The sequence below is a fragment of the Ilyomonas limi genome, assembly GCF_005233845.1.
Classification (GTDB): Bacteria; Bacteroidota; Bacteroidia; order Chitinophagales; family Chitinophagaceae; genus Ilyomonas; species Ilyomonas limi.
Genome location: NZ_SZQL01000007.1, coordinates 81,593 through 105,342 on the forward strand (window position 1 = coordinate 81,593; position 23,750 = coordinate 105,342).

The following is a 23,750-nucleotide window of genomic DNA, read 5'->3' on the forward strand; positions in this document are numbered from 1 at the left end:
GTAGTTTGTAATGCCGGAAGCAACAAAATGCGCAGCCTCCGTAAAATGATAGTAATTTTACAGCTCACAAAGGTAATGTTATGCAAGAAGGAAAACGTCAGCGACAGGTAGCAAGTGTAATACAGGAAGAGTTCAACGAGATTTTCAGGAGATTGGGATTGAACATGCTGAATGGCGGTATGGTGTCTATTTCATCGGTAAAAGTAACGCCCGACCTGCTGGAAGCCCGCATTTACCTAAGCTTTTATCAGGTAAATGATAAAAAAGCTACGCTTAAAAGAATAGAAAACAGCGCCTGGGAAATTAAGAAAGAATTTGCAGAACGCGCCAAGCACCAGCTACGCCGCATACCCGTGCTGCACTTTTATGAAGATGATACGCTGGAGCATGTGTTTAAGATGGAAGAATTGTTTAAACAAATACATCAAACGCCTCCATCCCCTGAAGGGGAGTAAGCAGCCCCCAATCCGCCAGCCGGCGGAGAGTTTTTAAACAGCAAAGAAGTCATTTTCCCAAAGAAAAAGAAGACATGCATCAACATGTTTTCGGACATATTACTTAATACAAACAACGAATATTAATATATTGCAAACATCCCATCAGACTACGAAGCTTAAAAACTCCCCTTCAGGGGATGGGGGATTTTCCCCTTCAGGAGCAGGCGGGCGTCCGCTCGGTTTCCTCCGTTGGCTGTTTGCGTGGCGGTATTTCCGTTCCAAAAAAACAACTAATGCAGTCAATGTTATTGCATGGATAAGTGTGTTGGCGATTGCCGTTGGCGCGGCAGCGCTCATTATTGTATTAAGTGTATTTAATGGTTTCGAAGACCTGGTAAAAGGCTTGTACGGCGACTTTTATGCAGATGTACGCATTGCGCCGTCAAAGGGTAAATTCATGACTATTTCGCCTGAGCAGATGAATGCCATTAATAAAGTAAATGGTATAAAAGCAGTGAGTTTTGTGGCAGAAGAAAAGGCACTATTGGTAAATGGCGATGCACAAACTATTATTTACCTCAAAGGTGTTGACAGCAATTACCTGAAAGTAAGCAGGCTGCAAAATCATATCATGCACGGCGAGTACAACATTGGCGATGCCGATAACCCGCTATTGATATTAGGCGTAGGTGTAGAAAGTGCTATTGCTACTGATGCCAGCGAAAGTGCAACGCCATTTGTTATTTACCTGCCCAACCGTAATGCAAAGCACTTCAATAGTCTCGATGCGATGAACTCGGCGAATATTAACGCCTCGGGTTCTTTTTTGGTTCAGCAGGAGTTTGATAATAAGTATGCATTTACTAATCTTCCTTTTGTACAATACATGCTCGACCTGCAACCCAACCAGTACAGCAGCATTGAATTAGCCTTAAAGCCGGATGTAAATGAAAATGAAGTACAGCAACAGTTACACGCCGCCCTGGGCAAGTCGTTCAATGTGCAAACGCGTTACCAGCAAAATGCCAGTTTATTTGGGGTGATGCAGTTGGAAAAGTGGGTTATTTATTGCATTCTTTGCCTGATCTTGTTAATTGCGGCTTTCAACATGATTGGTGCACTCACGATGCTGGTGTTGGAAAAACAAAAAGATATAGCTGTGCTGAAAGCGATGGGCGCTACTAATAAAATGGTGCAGGGTATTTTCTTAAATGAAGGATTGGTATTAGCAAGCGTTGGTGGTGGCGGCGGCATTATACTCGCTTTTCTAATATGTATTGCTCAACTCAAACTCAAAGTTATCAAGCTGGAAGGCGGTACTTTTTTGATAGATTATTATCCTGTAAAAATGCTGTTGAGTGATTTTATTTTGGTGACTGTTACCATAATTATTGTTGCCTTATTAGCGGCCTGGTTGCCATCGCGCAAAGCAGCGCAGCAGTTTTTTTCGTTGAAGAGTTGAGTGTAATAATGTAGAAAATGTAAGCAATTCGTCATTTCGCAAATGCGCCCGATACAAAGCTATTATTACTAACATTTTAAGGGCACTTTGTGTGGAATGACAGGCAGCCTCAACTATTTTTTAATCATCAAATTCAAGCTGAAACTACAATCGTAAACAACATTACCATCAACTGGCATTTCAATTGTTTAGCTATGGTATGCCATTAGATTATAACCATCTTACTCCATCAGAGGCAGTTGCCATACAAAAAGAATTACGCCAGCAATTGGATCTGTCACCACTGCAAAAAGAAATCACCACTATTGGCGGCGCCGATATTTCTTTTAATAAATATTCTACCACGGTATATGCAGGCATTGTGGTATTGCAGTTTCCCTCTTTGCAGGTAGTAGAGACCAAAGCAGTTGTAGATATTACCGAATTTCCGTACATACCTGGTTTATTGGCTTTTCGCGAAGTGCCAGCGCTAAGCAAAGCATGGGAAGCATTAACCACAAAACCCGATGTGCTGGTATTGGATGGACATGGCATTGCGCACCCGCGACGAATGGGCATTGCTACACACTTTGGTTTAGTAATGCAAACGCCTACGATTGGCTGCGCTAAAAGCGTACTCGCCGGTAAGTACACCGATCCACATAAGGAGCCTGGCAGTTATACCGATTTAATTCATCATAACGAAGTAATTGCTAAAGTGCTGCGCACGAAGCGCAATGTAAAGCCGGTGTTTGTATCGCCGGGCAATCTCATTTCTATGCAGCAAAGTTTAGATATCATTTTGCAATGCGTGCGTAAATACCGCATTCCCGAGCCCACACGATTTGCACACAATTTTGTAAATGAAGAACGGAGAAAGTATATGAGTGAAGTGGGAAAATGAGTAATCAGGGGCATTGCAAGTCTTATTAGTATTTCCTACCTCAGCATTTCCCTATACAAATCCAGAATTTCTTCTACCTGCTTGTGTAAGGAGAAATTTTGCTCAACAAACTGCCGCGATTTTTTACCTTCGCAAGCCCACTTATCTTTATCCAGATATTCTACAATCTGCATAGCAATACCTTTGGCATTGAAGGTGTGAAACTTATAGCCAAAACCATCAAAGTCCAACTGGCGAATACCACCTACATCGCTTACCACCGGCACACACCCGCAACTCATTGCCTCAAGCAAGGCAAGCGGCAACCCTTCAAAATCGCTGGTGAGCAAAAAGATGTCTATTTGCTTGTACTGGGCAAACGTATCGGTTTGCTGACCGGGCAATTGAATGTCTACATTCTCCTTTAGTCCAAGTTCCGCCATTCTTTCGCGCAGCAAATTATCGCTTGGTCCATCGCCAACCATAAGGAATGAAAATTTATCGGACAATTTTTTCACTTCCGCAGCTACTTCTGCCCATCTGTCCACACGCTTTTGCGGGCGAAAACGGGCCACCAGACCAACAGTTAGCTTATCATTTCGTTGTTCCAGTTTGTTGCTGTTATTAAACTTCTCCGTGTCTATTCCATTCAAAATGGTTACCGCTTTCTTTGTTTTGAAAAACCTGCCCTTTTGTTGTTCCTTAATCACCTCGCCTACTTCGTGCGATACATAAATCACCGCATCGAAATAACTATAAGTAAGCCCGCTGAGATTGTAGTTGTACTTAGAGTAATGCGTTACGAGGTTATGTTCGGAGTAAATGAACTTTGTTTTTTTGCCTGTAAACAATTTGGCTACAATCCCCATCCATCCTGCCACGGGTAGGTGCATGTGTACAATATCGTAATCACCTTTGGCAATGTGGCGGAGGAACTTAATATATTCCAGCAAAAACTTTACAGTAGTAATGCGGTAATAGTAGGCTTTGCGGATATTACCTTCTACCTGCGGCAGCAAGCCGAGTTTTTTATGGTCGAGTATAAATAAATCTGAGATGACCTGTTGCTGAAAAGTACGGGATGCAAATATCTCACGCAGTAATACTTCGGCGCCGCCATAGCTGAACACACGGATAACATGCGCGACTTTTATTTTATTATTTTCCACGAGCGGGGATATTGAAGATTGTGAATGGTGAATTGTCAACTGTGAATATGTGATTGGCGCATTGTCAGTTGTGAGAACAATGCAATATTGCAAAATTGTAGTTGCGGAGCGCGTGAGGGATAGTAGCGGAAAGCCTGGTGAAGCGCTTTGTGAAAAGGCTCCAGAGCCGGACTTGCAGCGGATAGCCCGACCGCGCGGCGGCAATAGCTTGAAATATAATCTTTAACATTGGGAGTTACCAAACCTTGAGCCGCCGCGGGGACACGCCCAATTGTTGTATTCCAACACTGCTTTTCTAAAAAAATGGAATCAGCAAAACGATTATACTGAAACAATTTCAAGGATACGCTTTTTAGTTTCGTCGGAAAATGGTGTTTTTTTGGAAGTACGCTCGTTGCGGTTAGCTACAAAAATATTTTGCATATACGCCTCTACGTGCCTCGATAGCGGCAACTGCATATACTCCATGAGCTTGTAAATGAACGTGTGCGGGTCTTTTACAAAATCTTCGTAGTGCGACTCGTACACCTGCAAGCCCAGCTTTTCTATTTCGTAAGCTGTAGTTTCCATCAGTTTACGGTATTGAAAAGCAGTGATGAGCGCCGGATCGTTTTTCAGCTTTTCTGCTTCCGCTTCTTCTTCGGATGAATAGGCGCCAACCCACCACAAACGGTTGATGCCTTTGGTTTGCCAAAAGCCAACTTCGAGCCATGAACGCACGGTGGCTATTGGCTCGCGCACAATATTTACAAAAATGGCATCAGGGAAAATAGAGTGTAAATATTCCAGTCTTGCCGGTCCGGTAAACTTCATAATCAGCCGCTTGCGTCCCTGGTATTTTACCTGTTTCGCCAAAAAAGAACGGATGTAGGTGCGCTCTTCTTCCGTAGCTTTTGTATCCAACAGGAAACCTCTTGAAAAGTCAATACGCGGTCCAGTGATTTTTTCCCAGAAATTATATCGTTCTATGGGATTGAAAATGGCGAGATTGATAAGTTGTTTACTCTTTTTTTGTCGCGTATTTTTACTTACCCCTACAAAATTCCAAAACTTCACCATGCGCCACCAGCTATTATCAAACAAGCGACGCAGAAAATTGATCTGCGGAAAGCGCGGAAATATTTCCTGGTAATTGGAATGCCACGCCAGATCTTCGTGCTGAAATAATATCTCGGAAATAATGGTAGTGCCCGAGCGGCCACTGCCAAACAGGATAATTGGTTTTTGTAAAAGTGCTTCGTACTTGATTGTTGCAGCCATAAGGGTATTAAGCAATTACATTGTTGTCACCTACAATTTCTAAAATTTTCCTCTTCTGCTCTTCGGTGAAGTAGCTTTTTCTTTCTTCGCTGTTTTTAGTATTGCGGATAGGCACCCGAGCCATATAATCCTCTACCAGTTTGGAAGGTTGAAGTTGCAGCTTTCCCATTAAATCGTGAATGAAAGCTTTTGGATTTTTGATGAAGTCTTCGTAGTGCACTTCATAAATCTCCGGCTTCATTTTTTCAATTTCATAAGCGGTGGTTTCGCTTAATTTTTTGTATTGAAAAGCGGTGATGAGTGCCGGCTCTGTAGCCAGCCTTTCTGCTTCCGCCTCTTCCTGGGGCGAGTAAGCGCCCGTCCACCACAACTGTGTTTTACCTTTGTCCTGCCAAAAATTTACTTCCAGCCACGAGCGCACGGTACCCAACGGTTCGCGCTGTACGTTTATAAATACGGCATCAGGAAAAATACTCATCATATACTCCATACGCGAAGGACCGGTAATCTTAAATGCCAGCCGCTTGCGCTTTTGATATTTTACCATTTTGGCAAAAAAGCCGCGCATATATTTTCTTTCTTTTTCTGTAGCTGTTGTATCGAGCAGGAAGCCGCGCGAAAAATCAATACGCGGACCAGTGATTTTTTCCCAGAAATTATATCGTTCTATAGGGCGAAAAGCTATCCAGTTCAATACACTTTTGTTGTTTTGCGTGTTCATGCCAATCTTTCGCCACCACTTATTATCAAATGCTCTTCTTAAGAGATTAACCGCTGGCGTCCAGGGAACTAATTCCTGAAAATTGTTGTGCCACGCCAAATCTTCATGCTGAAAAAGAATATCAGAAATGATAGTTGTGCCGGAACGTCCGGTGCCAAAAATGATAATGGGTTTGCGAAGCAGCTCTTCGTATTTCATCTTGGTTGCATTTGTGATGGGTGTAAAAATAGGTGAAAAAAGATTACTATAGCAAAAGTTGAACAATTACATTAATAAAAAATATAATTTTTAATCCTTCTGCACCGATGCACCCAACTATATTTTGTGGCTTTTATTATTAAAATTTCCTGTATTCACCTTAAAAGCTTTACAGGTAATAATATTGACATATAAGGATTTTATATTTGTTTGATGAAACCAATATCAAACGCCAAGTTCAACTATATTAATGCAGTACGTGGGATAGCCATTACGATGGTAGTACTACTGCATGTTGCACAAGCCGTTAACGGACTGCCCGATACGTTTACTTATCTCAGCAGCAAAGGCAGTTTTGGCGTACAATTGTTTTTCATTGCCAGTGCTTTTACACTCTTTCTTTCTTACTCCAAAAGAAGCACTAGCGACAGGCAATATACGGTACGCAACTTTTTTATCCGCCGGTTGTTCAGGATAAGCCCGATGTATTATTTAGCAGCGCTGGTGTATGGTATCATTTGTTATTACCTGCCGGAGTACAACGATGGTCATCCGCTAAAAGTAGGTAATATAATCATCAATATGCTCTATCTCAACACGTTTATCCCGGGCACTATTAATTATCTGCCGCCGGGTGGTTGGTCGGTAGGCGCCGAAATGGTGTTTTATTGTTTTGTACCTTTTTTATTTAGTAAAATAAAAGACCTGAAGACTGCAGTATGGTTGTTTGTGGTGTTGCTTGCAGGTTCTGTTGTTCTGCAATATGGCATCCGTTTTACACTCACCCACATGGGTATAGATTACCGCAACCCCGAAACCTGGTTTTTATATTATTGGTTTCCCAACCAGGCAGCCGTATTTATATTGGGCATTATATTGTTTTTTGCAGGGCAAAATTATGCCGTAGCCAGTAAGACCAAAGCTACCGTGCTGCTTGGTGCTACTATTGCATTACTGGTGCTCTTTGTATTCTTCGGTCGCTACATTGTACCAAATATGATAGTGCAGGAACATTTTGTGATTGCCATCTTTTTTACCGTTATCGTATTCTTTTTATCACAACATCACTTCATGTTTTTCGACAACAAGCTGATGCGCTTTTTGGGTGAAATCAGTTTTAGCTTATATCTCATTCATTTTGCTGTGTTGAAATTTTTTGAGCATCTTTTGCCTGCATCGTTTACCGGTTTTTCGAGATATGGCATGTTAGCACTAATGACATTTGCAGTAAGCAGTTTCCTCTCATGGATTACGTATCGCACCATCGAAAGCAAAGGCATTGAATGGGGGAATAAACTGATTAAGAAGTACAGTAAAAATGCAGCTGCAATGCCGGTACCTGCTGTTAAGCAGTTGGCGAAGACAAAAGAAAGTGTATTAGCTTAGCACCAATTATTGAGGAATGGGAATCGGCACACCTTCTTTTACCGGCACGCCAAAATTGGGGGTACCATCGGCATTCCAGGTAAAAGGCTGCATACGCGGTGAGCGCTTGTCGCTGCAACCTAAGCCCGGCGCATCGTTGGCGTGATATAAGATCCAATCCTGCGTGCCACCCGGCGATTTGAAAAAAGAATTATGCCCCGGCGCATATACGCTATTCTGTGGTGATTGTTTAAAAACCGGTTCCGGATTTTTTGTCCATGCCGTAGAATCCAGCAGGTCGCCTTGCCCGTTGAAAGTCAGCATTCCTAAGGCATAATAATCAGTCCAGCAGCCACTGGCAGAGTAAATAACAAACAGCTTATTATTGTGCGCTAAAAACTGCGGGCCCTCATTTACGCTTACATGCGGCGGGTTTACGGGATCGTTCAAGTCGCCATGCGTTTCCCAATCATACGTTGGCCTCGAAATGCGGACGCGGCCGCTGCTGATGGTCCACGGATTGCTCATTTTGGCAATGTAAATATCCTGTTCGCCGTTTACATCACTTTGCCAGCCGCTCCACACCATGTACAATTGATCATTGTATTCATATACATCACCATCAATTGCCCACTTATTTGCAGAATCGTTTACCTCTCCTTTAAAAGTCCAATCGCCCTCCATCGGGTCTGCCGATGCATTCTCCAATACATACATACGATGGTGATTGTTGTCGCCATCATCGGCGGCAAAATAAGCGTACCATTTACCTTTTAAAAACATTACTTCGGGCGCCCATAGATCTTTTGAATACATAGTGCCCGATGGCGGTGTGTAAATGGTTTTATATTGTGCATGTGGTAAATCTGCCAGGTTTTTTGTTTTCCACAAACCAATCTTATCCCCAAGCGAATTGGTGTAATAGTAATAGCCATCTTTATAAAAACTATATGGGTCGGCGCCGGATGGCAATAAAGGGTTGGTAAAAGTAGTAGTGGCAGGTGGATTGCTTTTTTGTACGCTGCACGAAAACTGGGTGCAGGTAATTATTAAAATAAAAAGGAAATAGAATGGTTTCATAGTTGGCAATAGTTATAGGCGTTTAAACATAAAGAATGCGGCAAATCAGGATAAATACAATTGCCGAAATATTCCGGCAAGTTAACTACTTCAGTAGGCCTTTTATTTCATTCAGTTTCATTAATGCTTCTACCGGTGTAAGGCGGTTAATATCTATAATTTCCAACATCTTTCTTATCTCATCGAATGTTTCGCTGTGCGCATCAAAAATAGAAAGTTGCATACGTGCAGCAGATAACTTTTTCATATTGGTTTCAGTCTTACTTACTCTCGGGTTTACAACTTTTTCCGCCTTTTCAGCCCCTTCATCCACATGCTTTTCTTCCAGTTGTTTTAGTATCTCATTAGCCCGGTCAATTAATGCCGGCGGCATACCAGCCATCTTAGCCACATGAATACCAAAACTGTGTGTGCTACCACCCGCAGCCAGCTTGCGCAGGAAGATAATTTTATTACCGATTTCTTTGTTGGTTATGTGATAATTTTTTACACGCGGCAACTTGTTTTCCAATTCGTTTAATTCATGGTAATGTGTTGCAAATAATGTTTTGGGTGCGCATGTTGAGGCATGCAAATATTCCACAATACTCCACGCAATAGAAATACCATCATAAGTAGAAGTACCACGGCCAATTTCATCCAGCAGTATCAAACTGCGCGGAGAAATATTATTGATGATGCTTGCCGTTTCATTCATCTCTACCATAAACGTGCTTTCGCCGCCACTTAAATTGTCGCTCGCTCCAACCCGTGTAAAAATTTTATCGGTTAAAGGAATGATAGCTGCATCCACCGGCACAAAACTACCGGCATGCGCCATCAACGTAATTAAAGCCGTTTGCCTCAAGAGCGCACTTTTACCACTCATATTGGGTCCGGTAAGAATAATAATCTGTTCTTTTTCGGGGTCGAGGGTTATATCATTCGCAATATATTGTTCGCCTGCTGCGAGATTACGTTCAATTACCGGATGGCGGCTTCCTTTTAAATCTAATATTAAACCTTCACCCACTTCCGGCTGTTTATAGTTGTATTGTACGGCATTATTCGCAAAACATAAGAGGCAATCCAGTGTTGCCAGCACATTACCATTTACCTGCACAGGCGCAATATAATCCTGCAGTTCTGTTAACAGTTTATCATACAATTCCAACTCAATAGCCAGCATCTTTTCTTCGGCGCCGGTGATGGTTTCTTCGTATTCTTTCAGTTCGGGCGTAATGAAGCGTTCTGCATTCGCAAGCGTTTGTTTGCGTATCCAGTCTGAAGGCACTTTGTTCTTCTGCGAATTGGTTACTTCCAAGTAATAGCCAAACACATTATTAAAACTGATTTTTAAAGAATTGATGCCCGTGCGCTCTGCCTCCCGCTGCTGAATATTGATTAAAAAATCTTTGCCTTTACTTGCAATGTTTCTCAATCTATCTAATTCTTCATGCACTCCTTTATTAATTGCATTGCCTTTGCTGGCAGCTACCGGCGGATCGGGCGCAATCTCGCGGTGAATTTTTTCTACTATGTAATGACAGCCGTTCAACCCATCTGCCAAACGCCGCAAATATTCATTGTTGGAAGTACTGCATAGCTGCTTTATCTGTTCAGTGATTTGCAGTCCGCGTGCAAGGTGCGCCACTTCGCGCGGGTTGATTTTTTTGGTTGGAATTTTACTTACCAACCGTTCTACATCACCGCACTGTTTAATGAGTGTTACCAAATGCTTACGTAAATCTACTTCTTTAATAAAATAAGCCACGGCATTCAGGCGCTCATTAATTTTTGTAAGATCTTTCAGCGGCAAGATAATCCAGCGTTTGAGCAGGCGCGCACCCATGGGGCTTACCGTATTATCCAATACTTTTAAGAGGCTATTACTGCCTTCGCCACCACTGCTTAAGATTTCCAAATTGCGAATGGTGAATTTATCCATCCACAAAAAATCATCTCTTTCTATACGCTGCACATTAGTAATATGCTGCAGATTGGGATGCTCTGTTTCTTTTAAATAATGCAGGATGGCGCCGGCAGCGATAATGCCATTGCGCATGTTTTCGATACCAAAGCCTTTGAGCGAATGGGTTTGAAAATGTTTGAGCAACATATCAGCGGTATAAGCTTCATCCCATATCCAACTTTCGAGGGTATAGGTATAAAATTTTACCCCGAACAACTCTTTAAAATGCTTCTGCAGATTGCGCTGAAAGATGACTTCGGAAGGACGTAAGCTTTGCAACAATTTATCGGCATATTCCGTATCGCCTTCAGCTACAAAAAACTCACCGGTAGAAATATCCAGGAAAGCCAGTCCAATATTGTTTTCATCAAAATGAACGGCCGCCAAAAAATTATTGCTGTTATTCTCCAGCAGTTTTTCATTAGTAGCGGTGCCTGGCGTTATCATTTCGGTTACACCTCGCTTTACTATGCCTTTGGCTTGCTTTGGATCTTCCAGTTGATCGCATACGGCTACACGATAGCCGGCTTTTACCAGCTTGTGCAAATACGTATCCAGCGCATGGTGCGGAAAACCCGCCAGCTCGCTGGAAGAAGCTGCGCCATTATTGCGCTTGGTAAGTGTAATGCCCAAGACCTGCGATGCAATAATGGCATCTTCGCCAAACGTCTCATAAAAATCGCCCACCCGAAACAATAATATCGCATCGGGATATCTTTGTTTGATGGCTTTGTGTTGCTGCATCAGCGGTGTTTCTGCACTGGCTTTGGACATGCGGCAAATATAGTTGATAGTACAAAAGTTGGCAGTTGAGAGATGGCAGTTGAGCGAAGAAAAACTGTAATATATTTATTGAACTTTCAGTTACCATTAAATAAGAAGACCGCAGTTTTGATAAACTGCGGTCTTCTTTTAAATTGCTTCAGGTTATAAGCTCATTAAAATGTATAAATTAATTTAGCTTTACCATTCGCGACTTCAAAGAATCAGTAACGTTGTTAACCGACACAATATTTAGTGCTGGCTGTGTTACTGCGGCTTTCCTGTCTGATGCATCGTATTTCTCGTAAAAGTCATCCTGCTCTATCTTCCACATAGCGCCTGTTGCCGGATCAACTACCAACATACCTATTGCGCCGCCAATTAAAATATTTCCAAAGTACCAGCCATTGATTTTGAAATTAATAGGCACTATTCTGTCTTCGTAACCGAGCCGTGAGAACTTAAGTGTATATTGTTCTTTGGAGAAGAATTTGGAGCCTGCTTTCAGCTTTACGGCACAAGGTGTTTTACCCTTAAAAACTTCTACATGCTCCCTGTTGGTAACTGTTACGGTGGTGCCTGCAGGAGAAGAGCCAAAGGTTACGGGATAAGAACTCTTACTTACAATAGTAGCACAGCTACTACATACTGCCATTAAAAAAAGCACAGAAAATAACTGAAAAACTTTATTCGTTTTCATTTAGACTTTGATAAAAATTTGAGACACAAAACAATAGAAAAGAGGAAATTCCTGCAATTAAGCCTTCATTAAATAATACAAAAAAATCATTTATCATTTAATGACTTTTAAAGTAATGGCATCGAAGTATGCGTATAATATAAGTATAAACAGCGATTACTTAAAAGCGCTTATAAAGTCATAAGCAGATGTTGCTGAATTAATAGCTAATAGGTTAGTAATTGTAAGTTGTTGGCTTTAAACCAACGTAAAAGATAACAGTAGCTATTTGTTGAGAATGAAGCATTAATTTTAGCATTATGCAGTACGAACAGCAAATCATACATGAATTGAAAGACTGGCGGCGCAAGATGCTGCGTAAGCCTTCATTAACCAGTAAAATGGCTGCTGCGGTGCAGGGTAAAATAAACAGCATTATACCGCAAAAAGTCCACAATGCCATTACAGCAGCTATCAAAAATATGATAAGGGCTGTGTTGTTTGGTGCAACTTATACCACCTCCAAACCGCTTGCAAATACCTCGCTGGAGGAGCGGGAGGCATTGGTGGATGTTAAAATAGAAAACTATAAGAAAACAGGGGCGGCAGAAGGCGGAATCACCGGCGCAGGCGGCTTTTTTACATCCCTTGCCGATTTTCCTATTTTACTCGGTATTAAAATAAAAATGCTGTTTGATATAGCTGCTTTGTATGGCTTTGATGTAAAAGATTACCGTGAGCGATTGTACATGTTGTATATTTTTCAACTGGCTTTTTCATCGGATGAAGAACGCAAAAAAGTGTATCTGCAAATAGAAGATTGGGACGAAAAACTGCATCAACTGCCAGCCGATATTCACGAGTTTGACTGGCAAACTTTTCAGCAGCAATACCGCGATTACATTGATATTGCCAAGCTGGCGCAACTGATTCCTTTTATTGGTGCTGCGGTTGGTGCTATTGCCAATTACAAACTGATACAAAAACTGGGCTTTACAGCAAAGCAGGCGTACAGAATGCGGTTTATTAATAAAGATATTTACAGGGTGAGTGCGGGCTGAACGTTTTAATCAGCTACTAAATATTACCCGACATTAAATAACGACACTGCGCAGATACTCATAATGTTTGTTCCCTACAATAGCATTTCCAATACACTCATTTTCGCAAAGAGGAACAAAATGATTTTTTCATAATCATATCAACATCAATTGACTAACTTTGTTCTTAATCATTTTTTAATCTTTAAAAACACTATTGATTATGGCATTTACATTACCGCCTTTGCCCTATGCATATGATGCGCTGGAACCTTATATTGATGCACAAACCATGACGATACACCACGATAAGCATCATCAGGCTTATGTGGATAACCTGAATAAAGCCATTGCAGGCACCGAACACGAAAATAAAAGTCTGGAAGAAATTATAAAAAATGCAGGCGCTATTTCGCCAGCCGTACGTAACAATGGCGGCGGACACTGGAATCATAGCTTCTTTTGGCCCATTATGGCAGCTCATGCAGGCGGCGGACCAAACGGAGAACTAGCAGAAGCTATCAACAGCGCTTTTGGATCCTTTGATGCATTCAAGGAAAAATTCAATACAGCGGCTGCTACCCGTTTTGGCAGTGGCTGGGCATGGCTGATTGTAAAAGACGGCAAGCTGGAAGTAACTTCTACCCCTAACCAGGACAACCCGCTGATGGACGTAGCCGAAGTAAAGGGCACTCCTATTTTGGGCGTGGATGTGTGGGAACATGCGTATTATCTTAAATATCAAAACCGCCGCCCTGAATACCTCAACAACTTCTGGAATGTTGTTAACTGGGCTAAAGTATCGGAGTTGTATGCCGAAGCAAAATAATTATCTCATTAAGTAATAGCCATCTTATCACCTAAGATGGCTATTTTTATTTTTTTATACTTATGAAAAAAATATGCTTTTTTATTCTAACTATACTGTTCGCAGCCTGTAGCGGCAATAACCTGAAAAGAGTACTGGTGATTTCGAAAGGGACGGCAACCATTGATAAAGAGGCTAAAACTATTACCGTAACCAGCGGCACCAGCAGCGAAGAACAAACCGTTGACTTTGATACAAAAGATAAGATAACGCTGCAAATTACCTCGCAGGCAGGGAAAGCAACTGTAGATTTGGATAGCCCGGGTTATTATGTATTGAATGCCAAGCCCGATACGATTGTGGGCAGTTATCAACGTTACGGTGCGCCGCCAACAGAAACCAAAGTGTACACGCAGGAATTTTTAAAACATCAGATAGATTCGTTGCAGCAACTGATAAAGGATAGTAATGTAAGTGCTGCTAACCGCAACTATTTCATCTTGCCCAACCATGCGGTAAAGGTTACCGACAATACGGATGCATTTATAGTTGGCCCATTTCACAAAATGACCTCTATACAACAGCAAGGTAATAAAGAGCCGGAAGTGTATCGCTTTTTTATGGTGAGCGAAATAAGGGAAACGATTGAACACCTGAAAAGTTTAACTACGGCGCCGCCATCACCAAATCAGTAGTAGTTGTTGAACAAAGGGAGGATGTAAGTAGAAATGTAGTTTACTATCTTACCATATTTCAAGGTACCGGATCGTAGCCGCTGCCGCCCCACGGGTGGCAGCGGCTTATCCTTTTTACCGTAAGCCAAAAGCCTTTAAATAATCCATACTTTTTAAATGCCTGTAAAGCATAGTTGGAACAGGTGGGTGTAAACCTGCATTTAGGTCCAATCAGCGGCGAGATGGCATACTGATATATTTTTATCAGCAGGATAAATGGATAGCTTAGTATTTTGAGAATCATTCTCATGCCCAGACCTTAAGGAGTTTGTGATTATTATACCATTTTCTGTTAGCAAACAGGTTATGCATTCTGCTCAAAGCCGGCAGTTGAATGCCTGAGCAGCTTATATACTTAACCCAATTGAAGCCTGTGTTAAATTATTTTGTTTGGCGCTGCCTCATCTGCCACTTGCCTTGCAAGTTCTTTCATCAGCTTTTCCAAAACTACAGGCATTTTATTTTGAATTATACTTTTTTGTGGCATTCCCTTATCTACATACAACAAAAAAACAATCAATTGCCGGTTGTGTGTTTCTAAAAACCGATGCAGCGGCTGTTTGTTCAGGCGGTATGCTTCGCGCAGTAAGCGCTTAATGCGATTACGCTGCACTGCTTTTTTGAAGTTGCGACTGCTGGCGCCAACACCTGCTTTTACAATATTATCAATTGGCACATCCGGCAGCATGTAGAACACCTTTACAGGAAAATGCAATAATGTATTGCCTTTACTGAACAAAGCTTCCAACTGCTTGCGACTTTTCAGCTTTTCTTTTTTGGTGTATGTAAATCTTTTTGTCAATGGTATTTATAAAATTTCTAACCATTAAGATGCGAAGTAAAGAAGTTTCACTAAGAGCGCCTGGTGTTTCTCTGAGCCTTGCTCTGTGGTTCAAATATGTCTTCACGCCTCCAAAATAAAAAGCCTCACAAAAGTGAGGCTGTAATGGACAACATTCGCTATATTTCTCCACTTAGGGTGGAGAGATGTGGGTAATTATTTCAGTTTTCTTTCGTCAGAAACTGTGAGTTTATGACGGCCTTTCGCCCGGCGGCTCGCCAATACTTTGCGGCCGTTAGCTGTTTGCATACGCTTGCGGAAACCATGTACCGATTTGCGGCGGCGATTATGCGGTTGAAATGTACGTTTCATAATGAATTATTTTTTCTTAGCCTTTTTACAAATAAATTTTTCAGCCTTCAGGCACAGTCACCATCACTGCAGCCCGGTGAAAGGTGCGCGAAAGTAGAAAAATTTTCTGAAAAGGAAAAGATAAGCGGTTAAAAATTTTGTTGTATTAGCCATAACGGCAGTAAAGTATAAAGTTTACTTTATTAAACAAAATGAGAGACTTCGTGCTTTTGCAGCTTAACAGCGTCTATAAATCAATGTGTTCCGAATGTACCGGCTCGCCAAAAAACGTTTCTGCCTGGCTGTCAAAATCAGCGGTATCGTCGGTAGTGTAAAAGCGGCGGTGCGCAAACTGAGCTAATTGTTGCTCTATTTCGGGGTGGCGCTCCAAATAATCAGCTAAGCTATTGGCCACAATTTCGCCCTGCGATAAAATAGTTACATCTACCGGCACATATTCTTCTATCTTTTTTTTGAGCAACGGATAATGCGTACAAGCCAGCAAAATAGTATCTATATCGCGGTCTTTTTTCAGCAATTCACTTACATTTTTTCTTATAAAATAATCAGCGCCGTGGCTTTCGTGCTCTTTATTTTCTACCAGCGGCACCCACATAGGGCAAGCCTCCTGCTCCACCTGCACGTGTGGAAAAAATTTATTGATTTCGATTACATAAGACTGCGATTGCACCGTGCCTTTGGTAGCCAAGATGCCCACCTTGTTGTTCTTGGTATATGTTCCAATAATCTCCGAAGTAGGGCGAATGACGCCCAGTACTCTTTTATTTGGAGCTATTTTGGGCAAATCGTTTTGCTGAATGGTGCGTAATGCCTTGGCTGAAGCGGTATTGCAAGCCAGTATTACCAGCGGGCATCCCTGATCAAACAGCCATTGCACGCACTGCAAAGTGTAGTGATACACCGTTTCAAAAGAGCGGTTGCCATACGGTGCACGGCTGTTATCGCCCAGATAGATGTAATTGTATTGCGGCAACTTTCGCACGATTTCCTTTAGCACGGTAAGGCCGCCATAGCCCGAATCGAACACGCCGATAGCGCCGGTATTTATTGGATTAGCAGATGAATAAATCAACATTTTGTATTTGGCTCAAAACTAAGGAATCCGGTAGTTCAACAATAAAAAAGCTGCCCTTGCGAAGGCAGCCTGTTAATAAAAAAAGACATCACCTATTGGTACTGTCTTTTGCCATCTTCCTTTTGCCTTTCATTGGCATTTTGCCCATCGTACCATCCATGTACACGCACTCGCCGTTTTTCAGCATCCGGGTAGCACCGTCAGTCGTTTTTACGGTGCCATCGGGCATCACAACGGTACCATTGGAGAGTGTCATTTGCTGGTTGAGCAACGTATGTTGTCCGCCTTTCATTACCATCGCTTTACCATTCATCATCATAATGCAATCGCGCATTTTACCGTGCATTCCTTTCATACCCTGCTGCATCATGCTGTCGTGCATCATGCGCAAGCCTGTAGTATCCTGCATCGTTGTATCGGTTTGAGCTAAAGCAGTAACGGCAATCAGCAGCACTGCTACAAAGCAAAATATCTTTTTCATAGATTGTGTATTTATGTAAAACGCATCAAAACACAAGCCACGAAAAGGGTTATTTTTTGTTGCTTTTGGCAGTACAGGATGGGCAAAAAATAAAGCAGGTTTTAATGTGGAATCACTTCATCGCATAGCTTCAAAAACATATTTGGCAGTACTCCAAAATTCATCCAAAGCCATAATGCGTGGTTTGAAAAAAGAGATGAGCTGTGGCCAATCGTCTTTCTTAAAAATACTTACATTTTCTATTTCGGTATAAATACGGCTGATGGTTTTTCCTTGTTCGTTCCTGGCATGCAGCAGCCAGGTCCATTTTCCCGGAAGTGCATTTTGCAGTAAGGACTTTAGCTGTTTGAATTGTTCAAAATACAATGCCTGAATGTCAGCGTCTTTATGGGTTAATTCTATCCCGATGGATGCTTTTTTGTTATCAGCATTCATGCGGAAATAAATGTCCTTTTCACCGGTCTTATAATTAATCCAATTAATTTTTTCGCCTTCGCCTGATAGCACAGGCGACATATATTGTCCGAAAGCCGTCCAGAATTCCTGCCGTAATTGTGAAGCTTCCTGTTTGGAGTACATGAAGGTAAAGATAGGGAGGGAAGCGGCTTGAAAACGTGGTTGCAGGTTTTAGAATTTGCAGGGTTGATTAGCTCTTAACTCCTATGCTGTCTCTCCCATCGCTAATTCAATGTACAGCATTACCGTTCACTTCTTATCCCGTAAATACAATTTTATATACTGCGTATGCTACTCATAGCAACAATGTTTTAAGTATTCCAATTTATGCTTCTCTATTTACAAGTTCAGCATCTGCCAACAAAAGCAATAATAAAACACAGCTATATATCTTTACTTTCAGTTGAATTAATTGTATTAAAGGCTGTATTATTGTTTGCAAAATTATTTGCTGATACAGCAATATATAATTTATGAACACACACAAGGCGTTTCCCACTTTTATTCGTTTCACGCTACTTTTTTTTCTGCTCCTTTTTTTTGGACTAATGTTGTTTTTAGCCTTATATAATCATCCGCACACAGATGATTATATTGCGATGAGCGATGTGCGTGATTATGGTTATTGGGGCTACGAAAAGCATATTTATCTCACCTGGGGCGGCAGATTTTTTTCGCAATACCTCACCAAAATAGAAGCCTACCAAAACTTTATGCTATCCCATTATTATGTACATACCTATGTACTGCTGGCACTTTATTTTATCAGCATTTTTTTTCTATTCTCTGCAATAAATAAATACATCATCAACTTCACTACGCATTACGCATCAATGGCATTGTATGCCTTGTGCTATCTGGCCGTACAAATTTCTTCGCTGCCCGAAGTATCATCGGCTTACTACTGGTTTAGCAGTGCCAGCAATTACCAGCCCAGCATTATACTCATACATCTCCAATTAGCTTGTCTTATTTTACTTTTCTTTTCCGGCAAAAAAATAACAACCATCACCTGTGCCATTACCATCCTGCTTTGTATAGTACTCATTAATGGCAACAACGAAACTTCAGCGCTTGTAAATGGGATAATACTCACCGGTATTTTTTTACTTGCGGGCAATTCCAGGCATCGTTTATTTATTGCCAGTGCAGCATTACTGTATGGAGCCTCGTTGTTATTTACAGTTACAGCGCCGGGCAATGCGGTAAGAAGTGCCGGCATACCTGCGGCTGGTTTTATAAAAGCAGGAGCTGTGGCAGCCGGCAGAACGGTGTATGCCTTTTGGATTGTTTTAAAAAATCCTCTCTTTTTAGCAGCAGCAATTGCTGTCTTTTTTGCAGGCAGTTATATTAAGCTTGAAAGGCCAGCCTTTCCTTTTAAAAAATGGATACCAATGTACAACTGGACAATTTTATTTATTTGCACCGTTATGGTATGGGTTGTTCTTTTCCCAATTATGTATGTGTCCAACGGCTCTTTTCCCGAACGGGCGGATAATGTGATAGTACAATTTATTGTATTATTACTATTATGTCTTTTGTTTTATGTTGGCAGCCATTATACTTTCACCTTTGCCAGACGTAATCTTTATCCCTTTTTTATGTGCCTGCTTACTGTAACCCTTTGCTGCAACAGGTTTTATGGCGAGTTGATTAAAAGTAGCATCTCTGGCAAATTGCACGATATTATTCTAACCAACAGAGAGCAAACACTACAGCAGGCAAGCCTTCATAAGCAGCAGGAAGTATCAATTTTAAGTTATGATATGTGTGCCGACAGCCTCATTAATTCAAGGTTCAGTACACAAAAAGAGCAGGTAAAAATGATTATGCAGCAAAAGCCATCTGTACTGTACCTGTACGATGATCTTGCCGACAGCAGCAGCATTGAGGTATTAAAAAGATTTTATGGATTGCAAAAAATAAATGTGCAGTATTGTAAATAACCTTAAAACAACAGAAAACCTACGGTTTAATAATACTAAATAATAAGCAGTTGATAGCATTACCTGAGATATTGCATCGGCAATAATTAATTTACAACCTTATTTTTTGCTCTTGTATTCTTAACAACATTCCCATTGGCTATCCCGCAAAGATGAATTATCTTTCGCATTTTGACGAGAGTTCATTATGACGCACGACGCAGAGAATACCCTATTTTTGCTGGCAGCCGATTTTATCAATTACAGCAATCGCTCCGTTTTTTTAACGGGCAAGGCGGGCACCGGCAAAACCACTTTTTTAAAATACATTCGCCAAAACACCAATAAGCAAACGGCAGTAGTAGCGCCCACCGGCGTAGCAGCCATTAATGCCGGCGGCGTTACCATTCACTCCTTATTTCAAATTCCATTTACACCATATATTCCTGCACCTCAAGGTTTTGAACGCAACAGCAACGTTATGGACCGGCACAGTTTGCTGGGACACATCCGCATGAACCGCGAGCGGCGCGAAATGCTGCAAAAGCTGGAGTTATTAATCATAGACGAAATAAGCATGGTACGGTGCGATGTGCTGGATGCGGTAGATGCCGTATTGCGCAGCGCCCGCAGCCGGCACAACGAGCCTTTTGGCGGCGTGCAGATGTTGTATATTGGCGATATGTTTCAGTTGCCACCGGTAGCCGGCGATAGCGAGTGGAACATTTTATCGGCATACTACCGCAGCCCTTATTTTTTTGATAGCCGTGTGGTAAGTGAGCAACCGCCGGTGTATATAGAACTGGATAAAATTTACCGCCAAAACGAACAGCAGTTTATTGATGTATTGAACAAAGTACGCAACAATGCTATGGATAAGGCAGGCTTCGATTTGCTGGAAAGCCGCTTTGACCCATGGTTTGAACAAGACCAGCACGATAAACACATTGTGCTCACTACGCACAACTACAAAGCCGATGCTATCAATGCCGAAGAAATGAGCAGGCTGAAAGGTGGTTCCAAAACCTACCAGGCTACCATTGACGGCGATTTTAATGATAAAAGTTATCCTGCCGATGCATTGTTGCAATTAAAAGAAGGTGCACAGGTAATGTTTATTAAAAACGACCCGGACAAAAGGTATTTTAATGGAAAAATTGGTCTTGTAACAAGGCTGGAAGATAACGCTGTGTATGTGCAATGCAAAGGGGAGCAAACTGAAATAGAAGTAAAACCAGAACGGTGGGACAATATTCGTTATACGCTTAACAATGAAGAAGTACACCAGGATGTGATTGGTTATTTTAAGCAGTTGCCTTTGCGGCTGGCCTGGGCGATAACCATACACAAAAGCCAGGGCCTTACTTTTGAGAAAGCCGTGATAGATGCAGGCGCTGCTTTTGCAGCCGGGCAAGTGTATGTAGCATTGAGCCGTTGTACAACATTGCAAGGTATTGTTTTAAAAAGTAAGCTAACGAATAGCGGCTTACGCAATGACGAACGCATTGTACAATTTGCACAGCAAAAAAGATCTATAGAGCATTTGGTTGAAGACCTGAAAGAAAGTAAAAATACATACCAGAAAGATGCGTTATTACAGCTCTTTAATTTTTCAGCTTTGCAGCAGCATGCAGAAAAAATAATGAAGCTGATTGATGACCATAAAACCTCTTTCAATGAAGAAACAAAGCCTTGGTTTGAAGACATACTTATTACTATAAAAGAACAAGCTGAAGTTGCCGCAAAATTTGATACTTTATTACAGATAAAATATAATCCTGCAAGCACTGATGCGCAGCAGGAAGCATTGGATCAAAGGATAGTAAAAGCGATGCGGCATTTTGATGATAAGCTGCAGTCTTTACTGCAACAGTTGCGTCAATCACCTGCTACTACCGATAGTAGACTCACAGCACTTACCTATAATACTGAGATGAAATCGTTATACATCAACTTATCACTAAAGCTGCACCTGTTTAATTATTGCGAATCGGGCTTTAACATTGAAGCCTATAATGCCGGTAAAAAAAGCTTTGTGCCGGTAGCTTTGCCGGTAAATGCGTATGCCGGTACACAAACAAAAAGAGTGGACAGTCCGCACCCGGAATTGTATAAACAATTGAGGCGTTTACGGGATAAGATTTGTTCCGAATTAGATGCACCTATTTACTTTATTGCCGGCTCAGCCACGTTGGATGAAATGGCGCGTTACCTGCCGCAAACTGTACATGAGCTAACACAAATTACCGGCTTTGGCAAAGTAAAGACACAACAGTTTGGCGATCGTTTTTTAGAGATCATCAATGCCTATTGCGAAGCCAATAGTTTAACTTCCAACATTACCGAAAAGAAGCCCAAACGCGAACGCAAAGAGAAAAAAGTAAAAGAAGAAACATCTACTGCTGCTGCAATCGAAGCAACACCGCCCCCCATTAACACTAAACAGGAAAGCTATAATTTATACAAACAAAATAAGACCATAGAAGAGATTGCGAAACTCCGCAATATGACCACACAAACAATAGAAGGACATTTAGCCCATTTTATTCAGCAAGGGCTTATATCTGTAGATGAATTGGTATCGCGTGAGAAATTGGTATTAATAGAACCTGTATTGAGTTCGTATGATGGTAAATCTTTAAAGCCGCTGAAAGAGCAGTTAGGCAATGCCGTGAGCTATGGCGATATACGTTTAGCTGTTGCCTGGAAAGCGTTTCAGGAGAGTAAGAGCGAAGATGAGCGTGATAATGAACAGTAAAGTTTTGAAGTATATCTTCATTGCGAGCGAACTGAAGCGATCTGTGCGTAGCTGCAAATCATTATGGATGGCTTATTTTGGTCTTTACACTTAAACTATACGTTATCCTTTTAAAGGCGCATTTTGATTGTACTACTATCCACAGATCGCATCGCTCGCAATGGCGGCTTCACTTACAACTTTTTTACTATAAAAGGTTTATCAATCTTTGTACTTCTTCATTCGTATTAAATGCGTGCAATACTATCCGCAATCGTTCTTTTCCCTTTGGCACTGTTGGATATAGAATTGGACGTACATCCAAACCTGATTGTTGCAGTTTATCAGCCAAGTTTTTTACAGCTTCGTTACCCGATACAATCACCACTTGTATAGGTGTATGAGAAACTAATTTTTCGTAACTGATTGTTGCTTGCTGAAACTGTTCTATCAGCATTTGCAATTGTTTTCTTTCATTCGTTAATGAAGGAAAAATATGATAACTGTTCTGGATAAACTGCACTGTATGTGCCGGTAATGCGGTAGAATAAATAAAGCTTCGTGCAAAGTTGACAAGATAATTTTTCAAATCTAAAGAACCCAGCACAGCCGCCCCGTGGCAACCACATGCTTTACCAAACGTATGCACCCGCGCAAACACTTTATTTTGTAATCCTGATTGCTGCACCAGCCCTTCGCCCCTTTTGCTAATTACACCAGTTGCATGCGCTTCATCAACTATTACATAAGCCCCATATTTTTCGCATAACACTACTATTTCGTTCAATAGACATACATCACCATCCATGCTAAAAACCGATTCGGTTACTACAAAAATATTTCCGGTAGCATGCTGCATTTTCTTTTCCAAATCATTCAAATCATTATGCAAAAAAGCATACGCCTTTGCAAAAGAAAGCCGGATGCCATCGCGTATGGAGGCGTGTGATAAACTGTCGTAAATAACCGTATCGCCTTTTTGCAGAACCGATGATAACAAACCTATATTGGCATCATAACCCGAATTAAAAATGAGCGCCGCTGCTGCATGGTGAAAGCTGGCTATTGTATGTTCTGTTGTTTCAATCAATTCGTAATTGCCGGCAAGCAAACGCGAACCGGTGGAACCAGATGAGCGTTGATGGTTGACAGATGACAGATCGTTTGACTTCAGATGTTCACTATTCACTATTGACAGTTCACTATTATCAATTGACAACAAGTTATTTTTTACTATTCCCAAATAATCATTAGAGCAAAAATCAACCATTCCGGGCTGTGGCAAACGCAACTGGCGATATGCATTCAGGGCTTTGCGTTCAGCTAGTTTATTTATTAAAGAAATCGGTGAGTTCATAAACGCTCAAAACTACTGTTTCTCTTTACCTTTCGGCA

Annotated in this window: 22 protein-coding genes; 9 read left to right on the top strand and 13 right to left on the bottom strand. The window is 41.4% G+C overall.

Annotated elements, in window-relative coordinates:
* The first annotated feature begins 80 nt into the window (after positions 1-80).
* The 3 genes from rbfA (at position 81) to nfi (ending at position 2,782) form a co-directional block, all read left to right on the top strand.
* The gene (gene rbfA / locus FC093_RS10410; RefSeq protein ID WP_137261713.1) at positions 81-455 is read left to right on the top strand and encodes a 30S ribosome-binding factor RbfA; all 375 of its coding nucleotides are present in this window, start codon (positions 81-83) and stop codon (positions 453-455) included.
* A gap of 130 nt (positions 456-585) precedes the next feature.
* The gene (locus tag FC093_RS10415; RefSeq protein WP_137261714.1) at positions 586-1,899 is read left to right on the top strand and encodes an FtsX-like permease family protein; all 1,314 of its coding nucleotides are present in this window, start codon (positions 586-588) and stop codon (positions 1,897-1,899) included.
* Between the two features lie 199 nt (positions 1,900-2,098).
* A complete protein-coding gene (gene nfi, locus FC093_RS10420) occupies positions 2,099-2,782 on the top strand; it encodes a deoxyribonuclease V (protein ID WP_137261715.1) in 684 nt (227 codons plus the stop codon).
* Between the two features lie 35 nt (positions 2,783-2,817).
* Here the strand turns inward: nfi and FC093_RS10425 are convergent, their stop codons facing one another.
* The 3 genes from FC093_RS10425 to FC093_RS10435 all read right to left on the bottom strand — a co-directional run bounded on the left by FC093_RS10425 (position 2,818) and on the right by FC093_RS10435 (position 6,109).
* Positions 2,818-3,930, bottom strand: a complete 1,113-nt coding sequence (locus FC093_RS10425; RefSeq protein ID WP_170971051.1) for a glycosyltransferase — start codon at positions 3,928-3,930, stop codon at positions 2,818-2,820.
* A 321-nt stretch (positions 3,931-4,251) separates the two neighbouring features.
* Positions 4,252-5,190, bottom strand: a complete 939-nt coding sequence (locus FC093_RS10430; RefSeq protein WP_137261717.1) for a sulfotransferase — start codon at positions 5,188-5,190, stop codon at positions 4,252-4,254.
* A 7-nt stretch (positions 5,191-5,197) separates the two neighbouring features.
* On the bottom strand, positions 5,198-6,109 hold the full coding sequence (locus FC093_RS10435) for a sulfotransferase (RefSeq protein ID WP_137261718.1): 912 nt from the start codon (positions 6,107-6,109) through the stop codon (positions 5,198-5,200).
* Between the two features lie 213 nt (positions 6,110-6,322).
* On the opposite strand from FC093_RS10435, the gene FC093_RS10440 reads away from it, so the two are divergent.
* Positions 6,323-7,495: an acyltransferase family protein gene (locus FC093_RS10440; protein WP_137261719.1), complete on the top strand. Its 1,173-nt coding sequence runs from the start codon at positions 6,323-6,325 to the stop codon at positions 7,493-7,495.
* Positions 7,496-7,501: 6 nt separating this feature from the next.
* Here the strand turns inward: FC093_RS10440 and FC093_RS10445 are convergent, their stop codons facing one another.
* From FC093_RS10445 to FC093_RS10455, 3 genes are all read right to left on the bottom strand, one after another.
* The gene (locus FC093_RS10445) at positions 7,502-8,554 is read right to left on the bottom strand and encodes a glycoside hydrolase family 43 protein (protein WP_137261720.1); all 1,053 of its coding nucleotides are present in this window, start codon (positions 8,552-8,554) and stop codon (positions 7,502-7,504) included.
* Between the two features lie 85 nt (positions 8,555-8,639).
* Positions 8,640-11,279, bottom strand: coding sequence for a DNA mismatch repair protein MutS (mutS, locus tag FC093_RS10450; protein WP_137261721.1), 2,640 nt, complete (start codon positions 11,277-11,279; stop codon positions 8,640-8,642).
* A 178-nt stretch (positions 11,280-11,457) separates the two neighbouring features.
* Positions 11,458-11,967 carry a hypothetical protein gene (locus tag FC093_RS10455; protein WP_137261722.1) on the bottom strand — a complete coding sequence of 170 codons (510 nt, stop codon included), beginning with the start codon at positions 11,965-11,967 and terminating at the stop codon, positions 11,458-11,460.
* A 299-nt stretch (positions 11,968-12,266) separates the two neighbouring features.
* Here FC093_RS10455 and FC093_RS10460 point away from each other — a divergent pair, with 299 nt between their 5' ends.
* The 3 genes from FC093_RS10460 to FC093_RS10470 all read left to right on the top strand — a co-directional run bounded on the left by FC093_RS10460 (position 12,267) and on the right by FC093_RS10470 (position 14,489).
* Positions 12,267-13,007 carry an EcsC family protein gene (locus FC093_RS10460; RefSeq protein ID WP_137261723.1) on the top strand — a complete coding sequence of 247 codons (741 nt, stop codon included), beginning with the start codon at positions 12,267-12,269 and terminating at the stop codon, positions 13,005-13,007.
* 202 nt (positions 13,008-13,209) lie between these two features.
* Positions 13,210-13,815, top strand: coding sequence for a superoxide dismutase (locus tag FC093_RS10465; protein ID WP_137261724.1), 606 nt, complete (start codon positions 13,210-13,212; stop codon positions 13,813-13,815).
* Between the two features lie 62 nt (positions 13,816-13,877).
* Positions 13,878-14,489: a hypothetical protein gene (locus FC093_RS10470; protein WP_137261725.1), complete on the top strand. Its 612-nt coding sequence runs from the start codon at positions 13,878-13,880 to the stop codon at positions 14,487-14,489.
* A gap of 58 nt (positions 14,490-14,547) precedes the next feature.
* Here the strand turns inward: FC093_RS10470 and yidD are convergent, their stop codons facing one another.
* The 6 genes from yidD to FC093_RS10500 all read right to left on the bottom strand — a co-directional run bounded on the left by yidD (position 14,548) and on the right by FC093_RS10500 (position 17,816).
* Complete coding sequence (gene yidD, locus FC093_RS10475; RefSeq protein ID WP_170971052.1) at positions 14,548-14,778, bottom strand: membrane protein insertion efficiency factor YidD; 231 nt, start codon at positions 14,776-14,778, stop codon at positions 14,548-14,550.
* Positions 14,779-14,904: 126 nt separating this feature from the next.
* Positions 14,905-15,330 carry a ribonuclease P protein component gene (locus FC093_RS10480; protein ID WP_137261726.1) on the bottom strand — a complete coding sequence of 142 codons (426 nt, stop codon included), beginning with the start codon at positions 15,328-15,330 and terminating at the stop codon, positions 14,905-14,907.
* A 195-nt stretch (positions 15,331-15,525) separates the two neighbouring features.
* Positions 15,526-15,681, bottom strand: coding sequence for a 50S ribosomal protein L34 (rpmH, locus tag FC093_RS10485; protein WP_137261727.1), 156 nt, complete (start codon positions 15,679-15,681; stop codon positions 15,526-15,528).
* A 226-nt stretch (positions 15,682-15,907) separates the two neighbouring features.
* Positions 15,908-16,756: a glutamate racemase gene (gene murI, locus FC093_RS10490; RefSeq protein ID WP_137261728.1), complete on the bottom strand. Its 849-nt coding sequence runs from the start codon at positions 16,754-16,756 to the stop codon at positions 15,908-15,910.
* A gap of 88 nt (positions 16,757-16,844) precedes the next feature.
* Positions 16,845-17,237, bottom strand: a complete 393-nt coding sequence (locus FC093_RS10495) for a DUF6799 domain-containing protein (RefSeq protein ID WP_137261729.1) — start codon at positions 17,235-17,237, stop codon at positions 16,845-16,847.
* A gap of 117 nt (positions 17,238-17,354) precedes the next feature.
* Complete coding sequence (locus tag FC093_RS10500) at positions 17,355-17,816, bottom strand: DUF4268 domain-containing protein (protein ID WP_137261730.1); 462 nt, start codon at positions 17,814-17,816, stop codon at positions 17,355-17,357.
* A gap of 350 nt (positions 17,817-18,166) precedes the next feature.
* Between FC093_RS10500 and FC093_RS10505 the strand changes: the two genes are divergently transcribed.
* Both FC093_RS10505 and FC093_RS10510 read left to right on the top strand, forming a co-directional pair.
* Positions 18,167-19,639: a hypothetical protein gene (locus FC093_RS10505; protein WP_137261731.1), complete on the top strand. Its 1,473-nt coding sequence runs from the start codon at positions 18,167-18,169 to the stop codon at positions 19,637-19,639.
* Positions 19,640-19,826: 187 nt separating this feature from the next.
* Complete coding sequence (locus FC093_RS10510; protein ID WP_137261732.1) at positions 19,827-22,376, top strand: helix-turn-helix domain-containing protein; 2,550 nt, start codon at positions 19,827-19,829, stop codon at positions 22,374-22,376.
* A 187-nt stretch (positions 22,377-22,563) separates the two neighbouring features.
* Here FC093_RS10510 and FC093_RS10515 read toward each other — a convergent pair whose 3' ends face one another.
* Entirely contained in the window at positions 22,564-23,712 is a 1,149-nt protein-coding gene (locus FC093_RS10515; RefSeq protein ID WP_137261733.1) for an aminotransferase class I/II-fold pyridoxal phosphate-dependent enzyme, read from the bottom strand.
* Positions 23,713-23,750 lie beyond the last annotated feature (38 nt).